The organism is Methylobacterium sp. Leaf361 (assembly GCF_001424445.1).
GTDB lineage: Bacteria > Pseudomonadota > Alphaproteobacteria > Rhizobiales > Beijerinckiaceae > Methylobacterium.
The window spans coordinates 100224-115472 of record NZ_LMPY01000001.1 but is presented as its reverse complement, the minus strand read 5'-3'; the positions used below and the strand labels follow the sequence as shown (position 1 = coordinate 115472).

Below are 15249 nucleotides of genomic sequence, written 5' to 3'. Positions count from 1 at the left end.
AAAGCACCGTGGCGCCAGGCACTTACACCGCCGCACCAGCTGTCCGGGCGGCCGTGTCGACGCCGCGTGTCCGGGGCCGGGGGGCGGTGAGTCCGTCGAAACGGCCCTCGGCGCACCGTCCCTGCCGGACGGCATCCTCTGTTTGAAGGATGCAAATGTCGGTTTTGGACTGATATTGGTATTACCGCGGTCAGAAGAATCGTCGCGGGACGTGCCAATGCGGGAAGCGCTTATCGACCGGATCTACGAGGCTGCGGGCACGCCGGAACTCTGGCCCGACGTCCTCCAGTCCATCGGCGATATGGCGAACTCGGACGGCGCTGCGCTCACGGTGCTCCCGCCCGTCGGGACCTCCCGCTGGATCGCCTCACCGGCCCTGGAGCAGCGCCTCGGTCACCAGACCGGCGCGGGGCGCAGCAGCGGTCGGATGGCGCCGTGGCGCACCGACGCCCAGGCGGGCTTCACGCGCGACGTCGACCTCGTGCCGGCCTCCTACGAAGGCTGGCCCCGCGAAGGCGACAGGCCGTTCTGGCAGGTGGGCACAACGATTCCCCTTTCGACAGGCGACATCGCGATCGTCACCGCCGAACGGCGGGCTCAAACCGGCCCCCATGAGGCCTCCGTCCTGCCCGGACTTGACGCCTTGCGACCACACCTCGTGCGCGCCTGCGAGCTCAGCGCCCAGTTCAGCTGCGAGCGCGGCCGCGTCACGACCGCGACGCTCAGCCAGATCGGACTCCCCGCCGCCGTTCTGTCGGCCTCGGGTCGGGTGCTGACCATGAATGCCCGGCTGCAGGAGCGGGAGGAGGTCCTGCCCCCCGGCCAGCACGGCGGCCAGCTCTTCAAGAGCCTGATCAACAGCAAGCTGCTGCAGGACGCGATCGGCAACGTCGTTGGCGGCCGGCGCCCGGCGCAGACCATGCCGGTGCGCAGCTACTCTGATCACCGTCCTCAGATCGCTCATGTCATGCGCCTGAAGCAGCGCCCCGGCGACGTCTTCGGTGCCTCGGCGGTGCTCCTCGTTCTCGTGCATGTCGGCGCGCGGGCGGTTCCGGACGACGGCCTGCTGAACATGCTGTTCGACCTGACCCCGGCGGAGGCGCGGTTGCTCCAGGCGCTCGCCGGAGGCTTGCGTCTGCAGAGCTACGCCGAGAGCGTCGGCGTCCAGACAAGCACCGTCCGCACCCAGCTCAACTCGATCTTCAACAAGACCGGAACGAAGCGGCAGGCCGATTTGCTGAGCATCGTCACGTCGCTCGCGCTCTTCAGCGGGCAGACGACGAAGCGCCTGGGCGCGGCGTGAATCACATATCGGCGTCGCGGAGGAAGGCGGCCAGCACCTGCGCGGTCGGAAAGGCCTCGAAAGCCCCGAACTGGCAGGTCGTGAGCGCACCGCAGGCCGCGGCCTGCCGCAGGATCGCGTCGAGGGGCTCTCCCGCGAGCAGGCCCGCGATCAGCCCGGCCGTGAACGCGTCCCCCGCGCCGACCGTATCGACCGCCGCGACCGCGAAGGCCGGCTGGCGGAGGGGGGGCAGTCCGGGGCGGAACGCCACCGCGCCGCGCTCTCCCAGGGTCACGATCAGCAGTCCGAGGCCTCCGGAGAGCAGGGCGGCGATCCCCGGCGTCGCTTCCGTGGCGTCCGCGATGGCGTCGGGAGTCCCGAGGCCGAGGTCGGCGGCCTCGACCGCGTTGACGACGAGGATCGCGGTATCGGCCAGGATCGCCGGGTCGATGGGGCGCATCGGAGAGGGATTCAGCAGCGTGGGGATGCCCGCCTGCCGAGCGAGCGCGAACGCCGCTCGGATCGAGGCGTCCGGCGATTCGAACGTCGCCGCCACGAGGTCCGCTCGCTCGAGGCGGGCGGCGACGGCTCGGACGTCCTCCGCACCGAGGGCGAGGTTGGCCCCGAGGCAGACCGCGAGACAGTTCTCGCCGGCCGCGTCGACGAACGCGACGCCGGCGCCCGTCGAGCCGGCATGCGGCACCAGCATGTCCTCGGCGAATCCGACCCGCGCGAAGGTGGCGCGGACCATAGGGGAGAACACGTCCGTGCCGACGGCGAAGAGTCCGTCCACCCCGACGCCGAGCTGGTGCGCGGCGAGCGCGAGGTTGAAGCCCTTGCCGCCAGGCTCGGCGAGGAAGGCCAAGCCATCGAGGGACTCGCCCGCCTGCGGCAGCCGCGCGACCTTGACCGAGCAGGCGATCACGAAGCTTCCGACGACGAACAGGCGCATGGAGCGCTCCGAACCTGTACACTGCGAATAGCTGTACCGGAGGCCGATCGGACGTGCGCCCCAAAAATCGGACGATCAAGGGTGATGTCGAGGCGGACCTCGCGGAGGGCGAGCGTCCCTCCGTGCTCTCTCTCCTCCGCCTGCGCGCCGACACGGCGATGCCGCTGTACCGGCAGATCGAGGGTCAGCTTCGCGAACTGATCCTGTCGGGCTCGCTGCCGCCGGGCGTCACCTTGCCGGCCGAGCGCCAGCTCGCCGACAGCCTCGGGGTCAGCCGCGTGACGGTCCAACGCGCCTATGCCGAACTCAGCGACAACGAGCTGCTCGTCCCGCGCGGGCGCTGCGGCTTCCTCGTGCGCCGTCCCCCCGAGCCCGTGCGCCCGGGTATGGACCGGCTCAAGGGCTTCACGGAGGAGATGCGGGAGCTGGGGAAGATCCCATCCTCGCGCATCCTCGATCGGGCGGTCACCGAGGACCGCTCGATCGCATCGATCTTCGGCCTGCCCTCGACGGCCCCGTTCCTGCGTCTGACGCGCGTTCGCTCCGGCGACGGCGTGCCGATGTCGCGCGAGGTCGCCTGGTACAACATCCGCGCCGTGCCCGCCCTCGAGACCGGCGACCTCTCCGGTTCCGTCTACGCCTTCCTGAGCGCGCACCCGGGCGGCCGCCTCGTGCGCTGCGAGCAGACGGTGGAGGCGACCATGCCGACGGCTGACGAGTGCGAGATCTTCGCCTTCGAACAGCCCCTCCCGTGCCTGCTGATCAAGCGCCACAGCTACAATCAGGACTCGGTGATGATCGAGTACGTGGAAGGCCTGTTCCGAGGCGATGCCTATCGCTATCGGCTGAATCTGCGCGCGTAGTGTGCCCGGCTGACCGAACCGGACTCGCTTCCGTACGGTGCGCACGACGGGCTGGGCGATGCCCCGCTCGAACCGCTTCCAGCCCGCGCCGGGGACCCGCCTCCTTCAGGAAAGAGCTCTCCACTCTCGCCGGGCAAGGCGATTCCGCCGAGGCCGCCATCCGTCGCCCACCGCCGCCACGGCACGGGAGCGACGGCCGAGCTTCGCCCTTTTAACGGACGGGAACGCCCCGATGCCTCGCGTGGAACAGCGAGAAGCGCCGTGGTACACCTGATGTCTCGCGAGCGATCAGCCGGCGCAGCCAGCCATCCCGCTTCGGTCCGGAGCACACGATGAGCGAGTCCTCGACGGCGCCGACCCTGGCGACCCTGGCGACAGCCCGGGCCGGCCGGACGCAGCGTCGGCTCGCGGTCGCCGTCAGCCTCCTGTTCGGGGCCGTCACCCTCGCGCTGCTGCCGTTCGCCAACCGCCCGATGCCGCCGATGCCGGGCTTCGTGCCCGTCTACCAATCGGCGCTGATCGTGGTCTACGGCCTGACCACGTACCTGTTCCTCACGCAGTACCGCCGCATCGGCTCGGCGCCGCTGCTCGTGCTCGGGGCCGGCAGCCTCTACGTGACGCTCGTCGTCCTCCTGCAGATGCTGTCGTTCCCGAACGTCCTCGCGCAGGGTCGGCTCCTCGGCGACGGGCCGGACACCACGACGTGGCTCTGGACCTTCTGGCATCTCGGGCCGCCGCTCTTCGCGCTGCCCTACGCGCTCCTGGAGGGCGACGAGCGTCCGCCGCAGGCCCCGCGCGGAAAGGCCGGACGGATCGGCTGGGCCACCGTCGCCGGGACCGTCGCGGCCGCCGCGCTCACCGGCGTGGTGGCCGTCCGCTACGTCCACCTCCTGCCGAAATGCGTCGAGGGCGACGATTACTGGTTGCTCACCACCTCGGGCATCGGGCCGGGCGTGGTCGCCCTGACCGTCGTCGCGCTGGCCGTGCTGTGGTGGAAGACCCGCCTGCGGACCGTGCTGCAGCTCTGGCTGGCCGTGTCGCTTCTGCTGCTCGTCTTCGACAACATGGTCACGCTTCCGGGCGCCGCCCGCGGCACGGTCGGCTGGTTCGCGGGCCGGATGGAAGCCCTGGTGGCCGGCTTCATCCTGCTCGGCGTCTACCTGCGCGAGGTCGACTTCCTGTACGCCCAGGCCGCGGCCGCCGCCGAGGACCGGGAGGCCCGGCGGGCGGAGCTGCAGCGTGCCCGCGACAACCTCGCCCTGGCGCTGGAAGCGGCCGAGATGGGCGACTGGGAGCTCGACCTCCGTGGCAACACGGCGCGCCGGTCGCCGAGGCACGACGCGATCTTCGGCCACAGCGCTCCGGTCGCGGCATGGGACGTCGGGACCTTCGTCGAGCACGTCGTCCCCGAGGACCGAGACGCCGTGCGGGCGGCGTTCGATGCCGCCATCGGGACGGGCCGCCTCGACATCGACTGCCACATCCGGCGGGCCGAGGACGGGGCCGCCCGCTCGGTCACGATGCGGGGCAAGGTCTACCGCGACGGGAGCGGCCAGCCCCGGTCCATGGCGGGCGTCGTGATGGACACGACGCGCCAGCGCGAGGCCGAGGAACGCCTGAACCAGGCTCAGAAGATGGAGGCCATCGGCCAGTTGACCGGCGGCGTGGCGCACGACTTCAACAACCTGCTGACCATCATCGTCGGCAACCTCGACATGATCGTGCGCAAGCCCGACAACCCGCAGCGCGTCGAGAGGCTGGCCACGTCGGCGATGACGGCGGCGCGGCGCGGGGCCGAGGTCACCGAGAAGCTGCTGTCGTTCTCGCGGCGCCAGGTGCTCCGGCCCGAGACCGTCAACCCCAACCGGCTGCTCAAGGACTTCCAGGCCCTGCTGAAGCGGGCCGTCGGCGAGACCGTCGAGATCCGGTTCGACCTCGACGCGGTCCTCGATCCGGTCCGGCTCGATCCGGGACAGTTCGAGAGTGCGGTGCTGAACCTCGCGGTCAACGCCCGGGACGCGATGCCGGACGGCGGCGTCCTGACGGTCAAGACCTGCAACGGGCACCTCGATGCCGCGGAGATTCCCGACCGGCCCGACCTGCGGCCGGGCGCCTACGTGCTCGTCTCGGTCACCGACACGGGCCAGGGCATGGACGCCGCCACGCGCAGCCGCGCCTTCGAGCCGTTCTTCACGACCAAGGATGTCGGCAAGGGAACGGGCCTCGGCCTCAGCCAAGTCTACGGGTTCGTGCGGCAGGCCGGAGGGCACGCGCAGATCAAGAGCGAGCCCGGCGCCGGCACCTCCGTCGAGCTCTACCTGCCGCGCTCGGCCGAGAGGGCCGTCGAGGCCCGGCCGGACAACACCCTCCCGCTGCGGCGGGCGGCCTCCGGTGAGGTGGTGCTCGTGGTCGAGGACGAGCCGGCGGTGCTGGAGATGGCGGTCGAGAGCCTGGGCGAGCTCGGTTACCGGACCCTGACCGCGACCCGGGCGTCGGAGGCCCTGGAGCGGCTGGGCGGCCCCGAGCGCATCGATATCCTGTTCTCGGACGTCGTCATGCCCGGTGGCATGAACGGCGTGCAGCTCTCGGTCGAGGCCCGGCGCCTGCGTCCCGGCCTGCGGGTGCTCCTGACGTCCGGGTACACGGGCACGGCGCTCGACGAGCACGCGGTGCCGGCCGACCTGCCTCTCCTGAGCAAGCCCTATCAACGGGACGAACTCGCCAACAAGCTCCGGGTCGTCCTGGGCTGAACCCCCGGACCCACGGCATTCCGCCCCGCGATCGCGCGGCGTCGCGGACGGGTTGTCCGTCAACAGGCCTGAAGGCTTAACCCGGCCTTAACCGACCGGTTCAGCCCGCAGCAGCGGCATGTCGGCATGCTCCGTCCGTCATCAACGGCGCCGACACGCGCAAGGAGCTGTCCCATGCCCATCATGCCCTGGATCCACGATGCCCTCTATGTCGGCAGCTTCGCCGCCCTCGTCCTCGTCGCGCGGCAGGCGCTCGTGCGGCGCGATCTCGGGCTGTCCGGCCTGCCGGGCCTCGAACGCCTGCGCCGGTCGCTCGGGCCCGGCACCGGGTTCCGTGAGCGGCGCCGGTTCACGCCGCCCCGGACCAGCGGCAACACCGCCTTCGACGCCTGGCGCGACGGCGAGATCGGCCGCATCGAGGGGGAGCGCCGCGCGCTCGAAACGCGTCTCCGGGACTTCGAGGGTTTCGTCGACGCGCTGAAGCGCGCCAAGGATCGCGCGACCTTCGAGCGCTTCGTGGCGGAACATCCCGCGGGATCGGGGGCAGCGGTCGACATTGCCGGCACCGCCGATCAGGCCGAACATCGAAAAGGCTAGGTCGCCTGAGGGTTGCACCGGAGCGTCGGGGCCACGCCGTCGAGGATCAGGATCCTCGTCTCCTCTACGCCGCCCCGCGCGACGCTTCGAAGACCGCGGCGAAACCTCCGAAGATCATCCGCGCCCCGTCGAACGGCATGGTCAGATCGCGGAAGCGCGGATCGGTCCGCATCGCGGCCTCGCACCGGTCTGCCGTTTCCCGGTCGGGCCAGAGGATCCACCCGAGGACGACGCTCTCGCCGTCGCGAAGGGCGACGGACCGCCGGAAATCGGTCCGCTCGCCCTCCGGAACGTTGTCGCCCCAGGCCTCCATCTGGTGGAGCGCGCCGTGCTCCCGGAACAGCGCCCAGGCCGCCCTGGCCGACGCGACATAGGCCTCCCGGTTCGCGTCGGGAACCGGCGTGACGAACCCGCTCACGTAAGTCATGGGTTGCCTCCTCGAGTCGGGGTGCGCGCGGAAAGGCTTCAGGCCGGAGCCTGCCCTCGCGTCATGGCCTCGGGGTCCATCCACATCAGCTCGATGACGTGGCCATCCGGATCCTCGATGTTCTGGCCGTACATGAACGTGCCCATCTCCTGCGGCGGCCGCAGGTCGGCGCGACCGCCGGCGGCGACGGCGCGCTCCACGCTCGCATCGACCGCGGCCCGGCTCTCCGCCGACAGGCAGACCAGCACCTCGTTGGCGGCGCGGGCATCGGCGATGGCGCGCGGCGCGAAGTTCGCGAATTGGGCGTGGCTGAGGAGCATGACCACGATGGTGTCCGAGAAGACCATCGCGGCGACCGTCCCGGCCTGCGAGAACCGCGGGTCGCGCTGGGCGCCCAGGGCGACATAGAAGCCGGCCGCGTGCTCCACGTCGGCGACGGGCAGGTTCACGAAGATCATCTTGGGCATGGCGACCTCCTCAACGGCTTGCCGAGCTTGACCGTATCAGTTACCTAAGTCAACCATGAAGTTACAAAAAGATACTAAAATTGCGGCTGCGAGACCGCGCTGGTACGACGACGCTTGCGGCGCCGCCCACGGCCTGGAGCTTCTCGGCGAGCGCTGGGCGCTCCTGATCGTCCGCGAGTTGTTGTTCGGACCGCGCCGGTTCGGGGCGATCCGAGGGGCGCTCAGCGGCATCAGCGCGAAGGTGCTGACCGAGCGGCTGCAGGGTCTGAAGCAGGCGGGCATCGTCGCACAGCGGACTCTGCCACCGCCGGCCTCGACGCCGGTCTACGAGTTGACCCCATGGGGCTACGAGGCCGAGCCGATCTTCTCGGTCCTCGGGCGCTGGGCGGCCCGTTCGCCCTCCCACGACCCCGCTCTGCCGCTCTCGGCGGCCTCGCTCATGCTGTCGTTTCGCACGATGTTCGACCCCGCACAGGCCTCCGGCTTCGAGGCGACGATCGGCTTCCGGTTCGACGAGGACGCCTTCCGCGTCACGGTGAGCGAGGGCGAACTTCACGCCGCCCGCGCCGACGCGCTCGGGGCGGACGCCGTCGTCGGCGCCGCACCGCCGGTCGTTGCGGCCATCGTCTACGGCGGCCTGCCGCTCGCCGACGCGGAGGCGTCGGGGCAGGTGTCGCTGGAGGGGGACCGGGACGTCGTGCAGCGGTTCGCCAGACTGTTTCGCCTGCCGGGGAAGGCGTTCTGATCGCTTTGGAGGGTGCAGACCGGATCACGACCGACCGTCACTCGACCAAGCCGAACTCGCTCTCGAAGCCGAGTCTTCCCCTCTCGGTCACGCGGATGGCGCGCCCGTCGCGCTGACGCTCGATCCACCCGAGATCCTCGCAGCGGCGGCACAGGGCGGCTCCGAGACGGCCGGCGAGGTGCGGTCTCCGCTCGCTCCAGTCCAGGCAGGGGCGGCAGAGCAGGCGGCGGGTTCGTCCGGCCGGTTCGACTTCGACACCGAACGCGGCCAGCCACGCACTGCCGGATGCGGTCACTTCACCCGCCTCCTCGCCCAGGACGATCAGTCCCCGTGCGACCAGCGCATCGGCGATCCCGACGCCGAGCCGTCCGGCGAGGTGATCGTAGCAGGTGCGGGCCTCGCGCAAGGCTGGATCGATCCGCGGCGTCGCTCGGCGCGACGCTTCCTCCGGCTCGCCCCGGTTCGCGATCACCATCATGGCCTCGAGCATGCGGGCGACCTCGACGGAGGCGAGGCGGAAGTATCGGTGCCGACCTTGGCGCGACACCGTGAGCAGGCCGCCGGCCACGAGCTTCGTCAGGTGCTCGCTCGCGGTGGCTGGCGCGACGCCGGCCGTCCAGGCCAGTTCGGTCGCGGTCAGCGCTCGCCCGTCGATCAAGGTCGACAGGATATTGGCGCGGCTGGGATCTCCGACGAGCGCGCCGATCTCGGAGAGTGCAGGACCCTGCGTCATGAGCTGAACCTACACGCGCTCAACGCCCGCCGCATCCGACGACGCTTCGGTTTGGACCGAAGCGTTTACGGCTGACTCGGCCGGGATCTCCGGATCAGAGTGGGAGCGAGAAGCTGGAGAACCGCGCCACGTCTGTGCCCAGGGTTCGCCAGCCACGGTAGGAGGTAACGCCCATGACGCCCGATAAGATGGACGACACGCAGGAGCATCATCGGATCGAAGATCCGCGATCCGGGCCCACACTGTTCCTTCGCCGGCTGTCTCCCCAGTTCCGGGGTGAGCGAGACGGTCTGACGACCGACGCCGCGTGGCTGCTCGATGCCTTCTCCGGCACCCCGGACCGGCGTGACATCAAGCTCGGGCGCGGCACGCATCTGATGCATCTCGAGGCCGGGCGTAGGGCCCTCTGACGAGCCTCCGCCGCATGTCTGAGTGAGCCGGTCCCGGCTTGAATTGTATCGACACCCAGGGAGGAGCCCATGTTCTCCGTCATCTTCGAAGTCCGACCCGGCGACGGTCGCAAGGACGCCTATCTGGAACACGCGCGCGTGCTGAAGCCTGAGCTCGAGGGCATCGACGGCTTCATCGACAACGAGCGCTTCACGAGCCGGACGCGGCCGGGCTGGGTCCTTTCGCACTCGACGTGGCGGGACGAGAAGTCGGTGATCCGCTGGCGCACCCATGCCGGTCATCACCTGATCCAGGGGAAAGGCCGGTCCGAGGTGTTCGCGGACTACCATCTCCGCGTCGGCGAGGTGACGGCTGACACCCACCCGCCGGCGGGACATCGGGTCCGCGAGCAACGCCTCGATGAGACGGAAGTCGGCCAAGCCAAGGCCTGTACACTGTCGGAGGCGATGTCGGCGGACCGGCCCACGCCCTTCGATGTCGACCTCATGGCCATGCTCGGTCTCGACCAGCGGACCGAGGGGCTGGTGAGTTGGGACGCGTTCGATTCCTTCACCAATCCGGGAAAGGTGCTGGTGCTGCTGTCGTGGAGTGATGCCGGCGCGGCGAACGCCGTCTCATCAGTCGCCGGCACGCGCCTCCGAGCTGTTCGGATCATTCGCGATTACGGGATGTTCGACAGGCGTGAGAGCCCGCAATATCACCCGGCCGTGCAAGCCCCGGGATAGGGCCCGACGACGAGAACCGGGCATCAACACCTTCGGCGTCGCTCCGTCATCGGTCTCGCGAATGCGGACCCGGTGGCACGACGCGGTCGTCCCGCGGCCTGCCCTGCGATCATGTGCGCGACCGGCCCGGGGAACCGGATCACGGACGAGGCGACCGATCCACGAGGCGGTCACCTCGCTGGCGGCACCCCAGGGCTCGCCCGCTCCCGTTGCACGAGCAGTCGGCTGCCCTCTGGGGGCGCGGCCCTTTCGGACGAGGGGGTTCAAGTCTCGGCGATGAGGTCCTTGATGCGGGAGGCGAGGGTCTCCAGCACGAACGGCTTGGTCAAGACCTGCATCCCGGGCCGAAGGTAGCCGTTCCCGAGCACGGCGTTCTCCGCGTACCCGGTGATGAACAGCACCTTCAGGTCCGGTCGCCGCTCGCGGCCGGCGTCCGCCATCTGTCGCCCGTTCATGCCCCCCGGCAGGCCGACATCCGTCACCAGCAGATCGATGCGCACGTCCGACTGCAGCACCTTCAGGCCGGCGACGCTGTCGGCGGCCTCGATGGCGGTGTAGCCGAGGTCCTCCAGCACCTCGGTGACCAGCATGCGCACCGAGGGCTCGTCGTCGACGATCAGCACCGTCTCGCCCTGGCCCGCTTGCTCGACCTCGGAAAGCCTGCGCGCGACCGCGTCCTCGTCGGCCTCGCCGTAGTGCCGCGGCAGGTAGAGGCAGACGGTCGTCCCCGCGCCGACCTCGGAGTAGATCCGCACCTGCCCGCCGGACTGCTTGGCGAAGCCGTAAACCATAGACAGGCCGAGGCCCGTGCCCTCGCCGGTGGGCTTTGTGGTGAAGAACGGCTCGAACACCTTTCCGATCAGGTCCGGCGCCATGCCGGTGCCGGTGTCGGTCACGCAGACGCCGAGATACTGGCCGGGCGCGAGGTCGTGCTGGCGGCCGCCGACCTCGTCGATCCACCTGTTGGCGGTCTCGATGGTGATGCGACCGCCGTCCGGCATCGCGTCGCGGGCGTTGATGCACAGGTTGAGCAGCGCGTTCTCCAGCTGGCCCGGATCGATCAGCGCCGGCCACAGCCCCGCGAGACCGACGACCTCCAAGTGGACGGCCGGACCGACGGTGCGCCGGACCAGCTCCTCCATGTCGTGGACGAGGCGGTTCACGTTGGTGGGTTTGGGGTCGAGGGTCTGGCGGCGGGAGAAGGCCAGCAGGCGATGCGTCAGGGCGGCGGCCCGCTTGGCCGCGCCCTGGGCGACGCTCATGTAGCGGTCGAGGTCACCCATCCGCCCCTGGCTCATCCGCGTCTGCATCAGTTCCAGGGAACCGGAGATGCCCGCGAGCAGGTTGTTGAAATCGTGCGCGAGGCCGCCGGTCAGTTGGCCGACCGCCTCCATCTTCTGCGACTGCCGCAGAGCCTCTTCCGTCTTGGCCAGGGCCTCGGCCTGCTGCTTGATCTCGGTCACGTCGCGCACGGACGAGTAGATCAGCCCGTCGCGGGGAACCGCGTTCCAGGACAGCCAGACATAGCTGCCGTCCTTGCGGCGGTAGCGGTTCTCGAACGTGAGCTGGGCTTCCCCGCGCGACAGTCCCCCCGCCGCCGCCACGGTCGACGCGACGTCGTCGGGGTGGACGAAATCGAGGAACGGCCGCGCCTTCATCTCGGCGTCGGTCCACCCGAGGGTTCGCGACCAGGCCGGGTTGAGGCCGACGAAGTAGCCGTCGAGGTTGGCCACGCAGAGCAGGTCGGACGAGGCCTGCCAGATCTGGTCGCGCTCGGCGGTCCGGGCAGCGACCTGGCGGGCGAGGTCGGCCTCCGTCTGCACCCGGACGGTCACGTCCTGCACGAAGACGTGGAAACCGTCGACGCGGCCGCCGGAGGTCCGTCGCGGCAGGTAGCGGATCTCGGCTACGCGGTGGCGCCCGTCGCGGTGCGGCCAGTCCGTCTCGAAGGTGACGGGCTCACCCCCGAGCGCCCGATCGATGAAGGGTCGCCGCACGGCGTAGGCGGCCGGGCCGAGCAGCTCGCGGACATCGCGTCCGACGACCTCGCCGGGCGGGGCGGAGAACCAGTCCTTGTAGGCCTCGTTGGCGAAGCGGTAGACGTGGCCGGCGTCGATGAACGCGATCAGCACCGGCAGCGCGTCGGTGATGAGCCGGAGCTCGCGCGCGCTGGCCTCCGCCAGCAACTCGGCGCTCCTGCGCGCGGTGATGTCGCTGAAGAAGACCGCGACGCGGTGGTCGCGCGGGTCCCCGACCCGGTGCGCACGCACGTCGAACCAGCGCCCGAACACGGCGGCGTAGTTCTCGAAATGGGCGGGTTCCCCGGTCAGGGCGACGCGGCCGTAGCTGTCGAACCAGTGCCGTTCGAGGTCGGGCGCGAACGTGCTGACCCAGCGGCCGGCGACGTCGGCGCCCGTCTGCCGGGCGAAGGCCGGATTGGCCTCCTCGATCAGGTAATCGACCGCCCGTCCGTCCGCGTCGAACCGCATCATGAGGATGCAGAACCCGACCTCGACCGTCTCGAAGAGCGTCCGGTAACGGGCCTCGCTCTCCTGCAGCGCCGCCTCGGCCAGGCGGCGGTCGTGGATGTCCTCGACCACCCCGTACCAGGCCACGATGGCGCCGGCTCCGTCGCGGCGGGGACGCGCGCGCGCCCGCATCCAGCGGTACGTGCCGGTCGCCGCGATGTTGATGCGATAGTCCACGTCGACCGGCTCGCCCGAGGCGAGACAGGCCGAGAACACCGCGACCGTGTGGGGGACGTCCTCCGGATGCAGGGCCTTCATCCAGCCCGCGCCATCGGGTTCGCCGGGTGCCTGGCCCGTCAGTTCCAGCCAGCGGTTCGAGTACGAGGTGATGTTGCCCGCCGGGTCGCAGGTCCACGGCACCTGGGGATTCAGTTCGACGGTATGCCGGAGGTGGGCCTCGCGCTCCCTCAGCGACCTTGCGGCCTCGTGCTCGGCCGTGCGGTCGCGGACAATCATGGTGAACCCGCGATGCGCACCGGCCTCGTCGAGCAGCGGCATCATCTCGCCCGACGTCCAGACGCGACTGCCGTCCTTGCGGAGGTGCCAGCGGTCGACGGAGGCGCGCGCCTCGCTCGTCGCGAGCCGCATCTCGGCCTCAGGGCGCCCCTCCGCACGGTCCTCGGGCGTGAAGATCCGGTCGGCGGGCTGCCCACGCATCTCCTCCGCCGTCCAACCGAAGATCCGCTCGGCGCCGGGGTTCCAGTCGATGACCGAGCCGTCGCGGTCGGTGACGACGATGGCGAAGTCCCTGACGTTGTCGAAGACGACCCGGTGGCGCCATTCGCTCGCTGGCGCGTCCTGCCCGGCGGTCCGATGCACCGGGCGCACCTCCCGGCCGACGGTCTCGCCCCCTGCCTCCGGCAGCCTCGAGCGCAGGCGCAGCACCTCCGCCTCAATTTGCGCGCGCGACATCGCGCCGACGTCCGGGCCGATCGATTTCACCGTCTCCCGAATGGCCGGCGTCTCTTCGAAGTCGTGCATCAGGAGGCCAAGCCATCCAGTCCCGGCCGGTTCCGTTTGGAGAGATCACGGTCGCCCGCCGGTCCGGACCGGCAGCCGCGGTCCGCCCGGCAATCGTGGTCGCCGCGTCATGCGATGGACGGACACCGTCCTGAACTTTCAAGACGGGACGGTGTTCGCCGGCATCAACCTTCGCCTGCCTTAAAGGGTCGCGACCCGATCAGCTGTCGGGCCGGCCGAGATCGAAAGGTCGGTAGCGCTCGACGCGCCGATCTCCGTCCTCGAAAGCAAGCCGTACAAGATCCTGAAGCAAGTCCAGACGTCCATTGCTTCGCGGCAAGCGAGACGGGATTGAAAAGTGAGTGGCTTCGCGTGCGACCGAAGCGCTCGAGCGAAGAACTGATCGTCCTGGAGACCGGCCGCTCGCGGAAGGATTTGCGATCCTCAGGATCAGCGTTCCGGCTGCGGCCCAGATCCGACACAGAGGCCGGCACGCTCAGAGGAGACTTGAATTTATAGACGAAGATTACTGAAACTGTTGGTAGCGAGGGAGGGATTTGAACCCCCGACACAAGGATTATGATTCCTCTGCTCTAACCAGCTGAGCTACCCCGCCACGAGCCGCGACCGTCCATCGAGACGATGCGTGCAGTGGCGGCGGTATAGGAAGAGCGGGCGCTCCGTGTCAACGTCTTCCCGTGAGCAAATCGCGCCTCCGGAGGTCGGGCAGGCCGCGTGCCGTCGCGCGCGGGAGGGAAACGCTTGGCTGTCACCGAGAATCGCTCGGCGACAGCCCGTCCGCCATGTCCGACCCTTCCCGGCCCGCTAGGTTTGGCACGGGCCGCTCGACGGCCCTTCAGATCGCGGAGCGTTCGATGACAGCGCGCAAGAGCCATCGCTGGACCACCAGCCTCGCCGCCCTTCTCGTCCTCGGGGTGCCGCTCGCCACGGGTCCGGCATTCGCCGCGGGCAAGGACGTCACCTACCGCGCGGCGCTCACCGGCGGCAGCGAGGTGCCGGCAACCGCGTCCTCCGGCAAGGGCGAGATCACCGCGACCTTCGATCCGGCCACCAAGCGCCTGAGCTGGTCGGGCCAGTACAGCGGCCTCACCGGGCCGGTCACGGCCGCCCATTTCCACGGGCCGGCCAAGGCGGGCGAGAATGCCGGCGTGCTCGTGCCGGTGACGGCGGCGAGCAGCCCCTTCACCGGCGAGGCGACCCTCGACGACGCCAAGGCCGCCGATCTCGAGGCGGGGAAGGTCTACTTCAACCTCCACACCGCCGCGAACCCGAAGGGCGAGATCCGTGGCCAGATGGAGCGCGCACCCTGATCCGGAACGCCGGGAGCCTCGACGTTCCCGGCCGCGCCCGGTAGGCGGATCCCCGTCCACCTGCCGGAGCCTTCGATGAAGCACACCGACGCCATCATCGCCTGGACGCCCGTCCGCTGGGCGGAACTGAAGCCGGAAACCGCCGGGCAGGTCGTCGTCCTGCCCGCGCCAGACGCGGCCGGAGAGGCCAAGCGCTACATGATGCGCGCCGGCGCGAGCTCGTCCGCCCTGGCCACCCTGACGGAGGAGGCCCGCGTCGCGCGCCTGTTCATCGACTTCCAGACCCTGGTCGTCCGCGACGGGATCGACCCGCAGGTCGCCCACCGGGCGTTCCTGGCGATCGACGAGTACCGGTTCCGGATCGCCCCCGATACGGAGGGCGCGGAATTCGAGGACCCGCCCGAGGAAGATTAGACCGAGCCTCGAAGGTGCAGCGCGCATCCCTCGCGGAAGCCTGAGAATTAAGAATACACAGAGC

General features: G+C 70.0%; 14 protein-coding genes and 1 tRNA gene. 9 read left to right on the top strand and 6 right to left on the bottom strand.

Annotation, left to right across the window (positions count from 1 at the left end; all coding sequences use genetic code 11):
- Positions 1 to 142: 142 nt before the first annotated feature.
- Positions 143 to 1303: a helix-turn-helix transcriptional regulator gene (locus tag ASG32_RS00605; RefSeq protein ID WP_157861887.1), complete on the top strand. Its 1161-nt coding sequence runs from the start codon at positions 143 to 145 to the stop codon at positions 1301 to 1303.
- 1 nt (position 1304) lies between these two features.
- Here the strand turns inward: ASG32_RS00605 and ASG32_RS00600 are convergent, their stop codons facing one another.
- Positions 1305 to 2234, bottom strand: a complete 930-nt coding sequence (locus ASG32_RS00600) for a PfkB family carbohydrate kinase (protein WP_056521325.1) — start codon at positions 2232 to 2234, stop codon at positions 1305 to 1307.
- Between the two features lie 53 nt (positions 2235 to 2287).
- Here ASG32_RS00600 and ASG32_RS00595 point away from each other — a divergent pair, with 53 nt between their 5' ends.
- The 3 genes from ASG32_RS00595 (at position 2288) to ASG32_RS00585 (ending at position 6444) form a co-directional block, all read left to right on the top strand.
- Positions 2288 to 3097 carry a GntR family transcriptional regulator gene (locus ASG32_RS00595; protein ID WP_199866062.1) on the top strand — a complete coding sequence of 270 codons (810 nt, stop codon included), beginning with the start codon at positions 2288 to 2290 and terminating at the stop codon, positions 3095 to 3097.
- 332 nt (positions 3098 to 3429) lie between these two features.
- Complete coding sequence (locus tag ASG32_RS00590; protein ID WP_056521322.1) at positions 3430 to 5847, top strand: MASE4 domain-containing protein; 2418 nt, start codon at positions 3430 to 3432, stop codon at positions 5845 to 5847.
- A gap of 174 nt (positions 5848 to 6021) precedes the next feature.
- Positions 6022 to 6444, top strand: coding sequence for a DUF2852 domain-containing protein (locus tag ASG32_RS00585; protein ID WP_020091747.1), 423 nt, complete (start codon positions 6022 to 6024; stop codon positions 6442 to 6444).
- A gap of 64 nt (positions 6445 to 6508) precedes the next feature.
- Here ASG32_RS00585 and ASG32_RS00580 read toward each other — a convergent pair whose 3' ends face one another.
- Together ASG32_RS00580 and ASG32_RS00575 are read right to left on the bottom strand one after the other, a co-directional pair.
- Entirely contained in the window at positions 6509 to 6871 is a 363-nt protein-coding gene (locus ASG32_RS00580) for a DUF1428 domain-containing protein (RefSeq protein ID WP_056521320.1), read from the bottom strand.
- Between the two features lie 38 nt (positions 6872 to 6909).
- Positions 6910 to 7338, bottom strand: a complete 429-nt coding sequence (locus ASG32_RS00575) for a VOC family protein (RefSeq protein ID WP_056521318.1) — start codon at positions 7336 to 7338, stop codon at positions 6910 to 6912.
- A gap of 55 nt (positions 7339 to 7393) precedes the next feature.
- Here ASG32_RS00575 and ASG32_RS00570 point away from each other — a divergent pair, with 55 nt between their 5' ends.
- Positions 7394 to 8083, top strand: coding sequence for a winged helix-turn-helix transcriptional regulator (locus ASG32_RS00570; protein ID WP_056521315.1), 690 nt, complete (start codon positions 7394 to 7396; stop codon positions 8081 to 8083).
- Positions 8084 to 8120: 37 nt separating this feature from the next.
- On the opposite strand, the gene ASG32_RS00565 is transcribed toward ASG32_RS00570, so the two are convergent.
- Positions 8121 to 8816 (bottom strand): helix-turn-helix transcriptional regulator, encoded by a 696-nt coding sequence (locus ASG32_RS00565; protein WP_056521312.1) that lies wholly within the window; start codon positions 8814 to 8816, stop codon positions 8121 to 8123.
- Positions 8817 to 8989: 173 nt separating this feature from the next.
- On the opposite strand from ASG32_RS00565, the gene ASG32_RS00560 reads away from it, so the two are divergent.
- Positions 8990 to 9226, top strand: coding sequence for a hypothetical protein (locus tag ASG32_RS00560; RefSeq protein ID WP_056521309.1), 237 nt, complete (start codon positions 8990 to 8992; stop codon positions 9224 to 9226).
- Positions 9227 to 9295: 69 nt separating this feature from the next.
- Positions 9296 to 9952, top strand: coding sequence for an antibiotic biosynthesis monooxygenase (locus ASG32_RS00555; RefSeq protein WP_056521306.1), 657 nt, complete (start codon positions 9296 to 9298; stop codon positions 9950 to 9952).
- A 263-nt stretch (positions 9953 to 10215) separates the two neighbouring features.
- On the opposite strand, the gene ASG32_RS32045 is transcribed toward ASG32_RS00555, so the two are convergent.
- The gene (locus ASG32_RS32045) at positions 10216 to 13461 is read right to left on the bottom strand and encodes a PAS domain S-box protein (protein ID WP_082557699.1); all 3246 of its coding nucleotides are present in this window, start codon (positions 13459 to 13461) and stop codon (positions 10216 to 10218) included.
- 518 nt (positions 13462 to 13979) lie between these two features.
- Positions 13980 to 14056, bottom strand: a tRNA-Met gene (locus tag ASG32_RS00545).
- Between the two features lie 259 nt (positions 14057 to 14315).
- Here ASG32_RS00545 and ASG32_RS00540 point away from each other — a divergent pair.
- Positions 14316 to 14771, top strand: coding sequence for a CHRD domain-containing protein (locus tag ASG32_RS00540; protein WP_056521304.1), 456 nt, complete (start codon positions 14316 to 14318; stop codon positions 14769 to 14771).
- A 75-nt stretch (positions 14772 to 14846) separates the two neighbouring features.
- Positions 14847 to 15185, top strand: a complete 339-nt coding sequence (locus tag ASG32_RS00535) for a hypothetical protein (RefSeq protein WP_056521301.1) — start codon at positions 14847 to 14849, stop codon at positions 15183 to 15185.
- Positions 15186 to 15249 lie beyond the last annotated feature (64 nt).

Coding starts and splice junctions, on each gene's coding strand:
- ASG32_RS00560 (WP_056521309.1), top strand. CDS start 8,990: ATGACGCCCGATAAGATGGACGACACGCAGGAGCATCATCGGATCGAA.
- ASG32_RS00570 (WP_056521315.1), top strand. CDS start 7,394: ATGAAGTTACAAAAAGATACTAAAATTGCGGCTGCGAGACCGCGCTGG.
- ASG32_RS00600 (WP_056521325.1), bottom strand. CDS start 2,234: ATGCGCCTGTTCGTCGTCGGAAGCTTCGTGATCGCCTGCTCGGTCAAG.
- ASG32_RS00590 (WP_056521322.1), top strand. CDS start 3,430: ATGAGCGAGTCCTCGACGGCGCCGACCCTGGCGACCCTGGCGACAGCC.
- ASG32_RS00580 (WP_056521320.1), bottom strand. CDS start 6,871: ATGACTTACGTGAGCGGGTTCGTCACGCCGGTTCCCGACGCGAACCGG.
- ASG32_RS00540 (WP_056521304.1), top strand. CDS start 14,316: ATGACAGCGCGCAAGAGCCATCGCTGGACCACCAGCCTCGCCGCCCTT.
- ASG32_RS00575 (WP_056521318.1), bottom strand. CDS start 7,338: ATGCCCAAGATGATCTTCGTGAACCTGCCCGTCGCCGACGTGGAGCAC.
- ASG32_RS00585 (WP_020091747.1), top strand. CDS start 6,022: ATGCCCATCATGCCCTGGATCCACGATGCCCTCTATGTCGGCAGCTTC.
- ASG32_RS32045 (WP_082557699.1), bottom strand. CDS start 13,461: ATGCACGACTTCGAAGAGACGCCGGCCATTCGGGAGACGGTGAAATCG.
- ASG32_RS00555 (WP_056521306.1), top strand. CDS start 9,296: ATGTTCTCCGTCATCTTCGAAGTCCGACCCGGCGACGGTCGCAAGGAC.
- ASG32_RS00565 (WP_056521312.1), bottom strand. CDS start 8,816: ATGACGCAGGGTCCTGCACTCTCCGAGATCGGCGCGCTCGTCGGAGAT.
- ASG32_RS00535 (WP_056521301.1), top strand. CDS start 14,847: ATGAAGCACACCGACGCCATCATCGCCTGGACGCCCGTCCGCTGGGCG.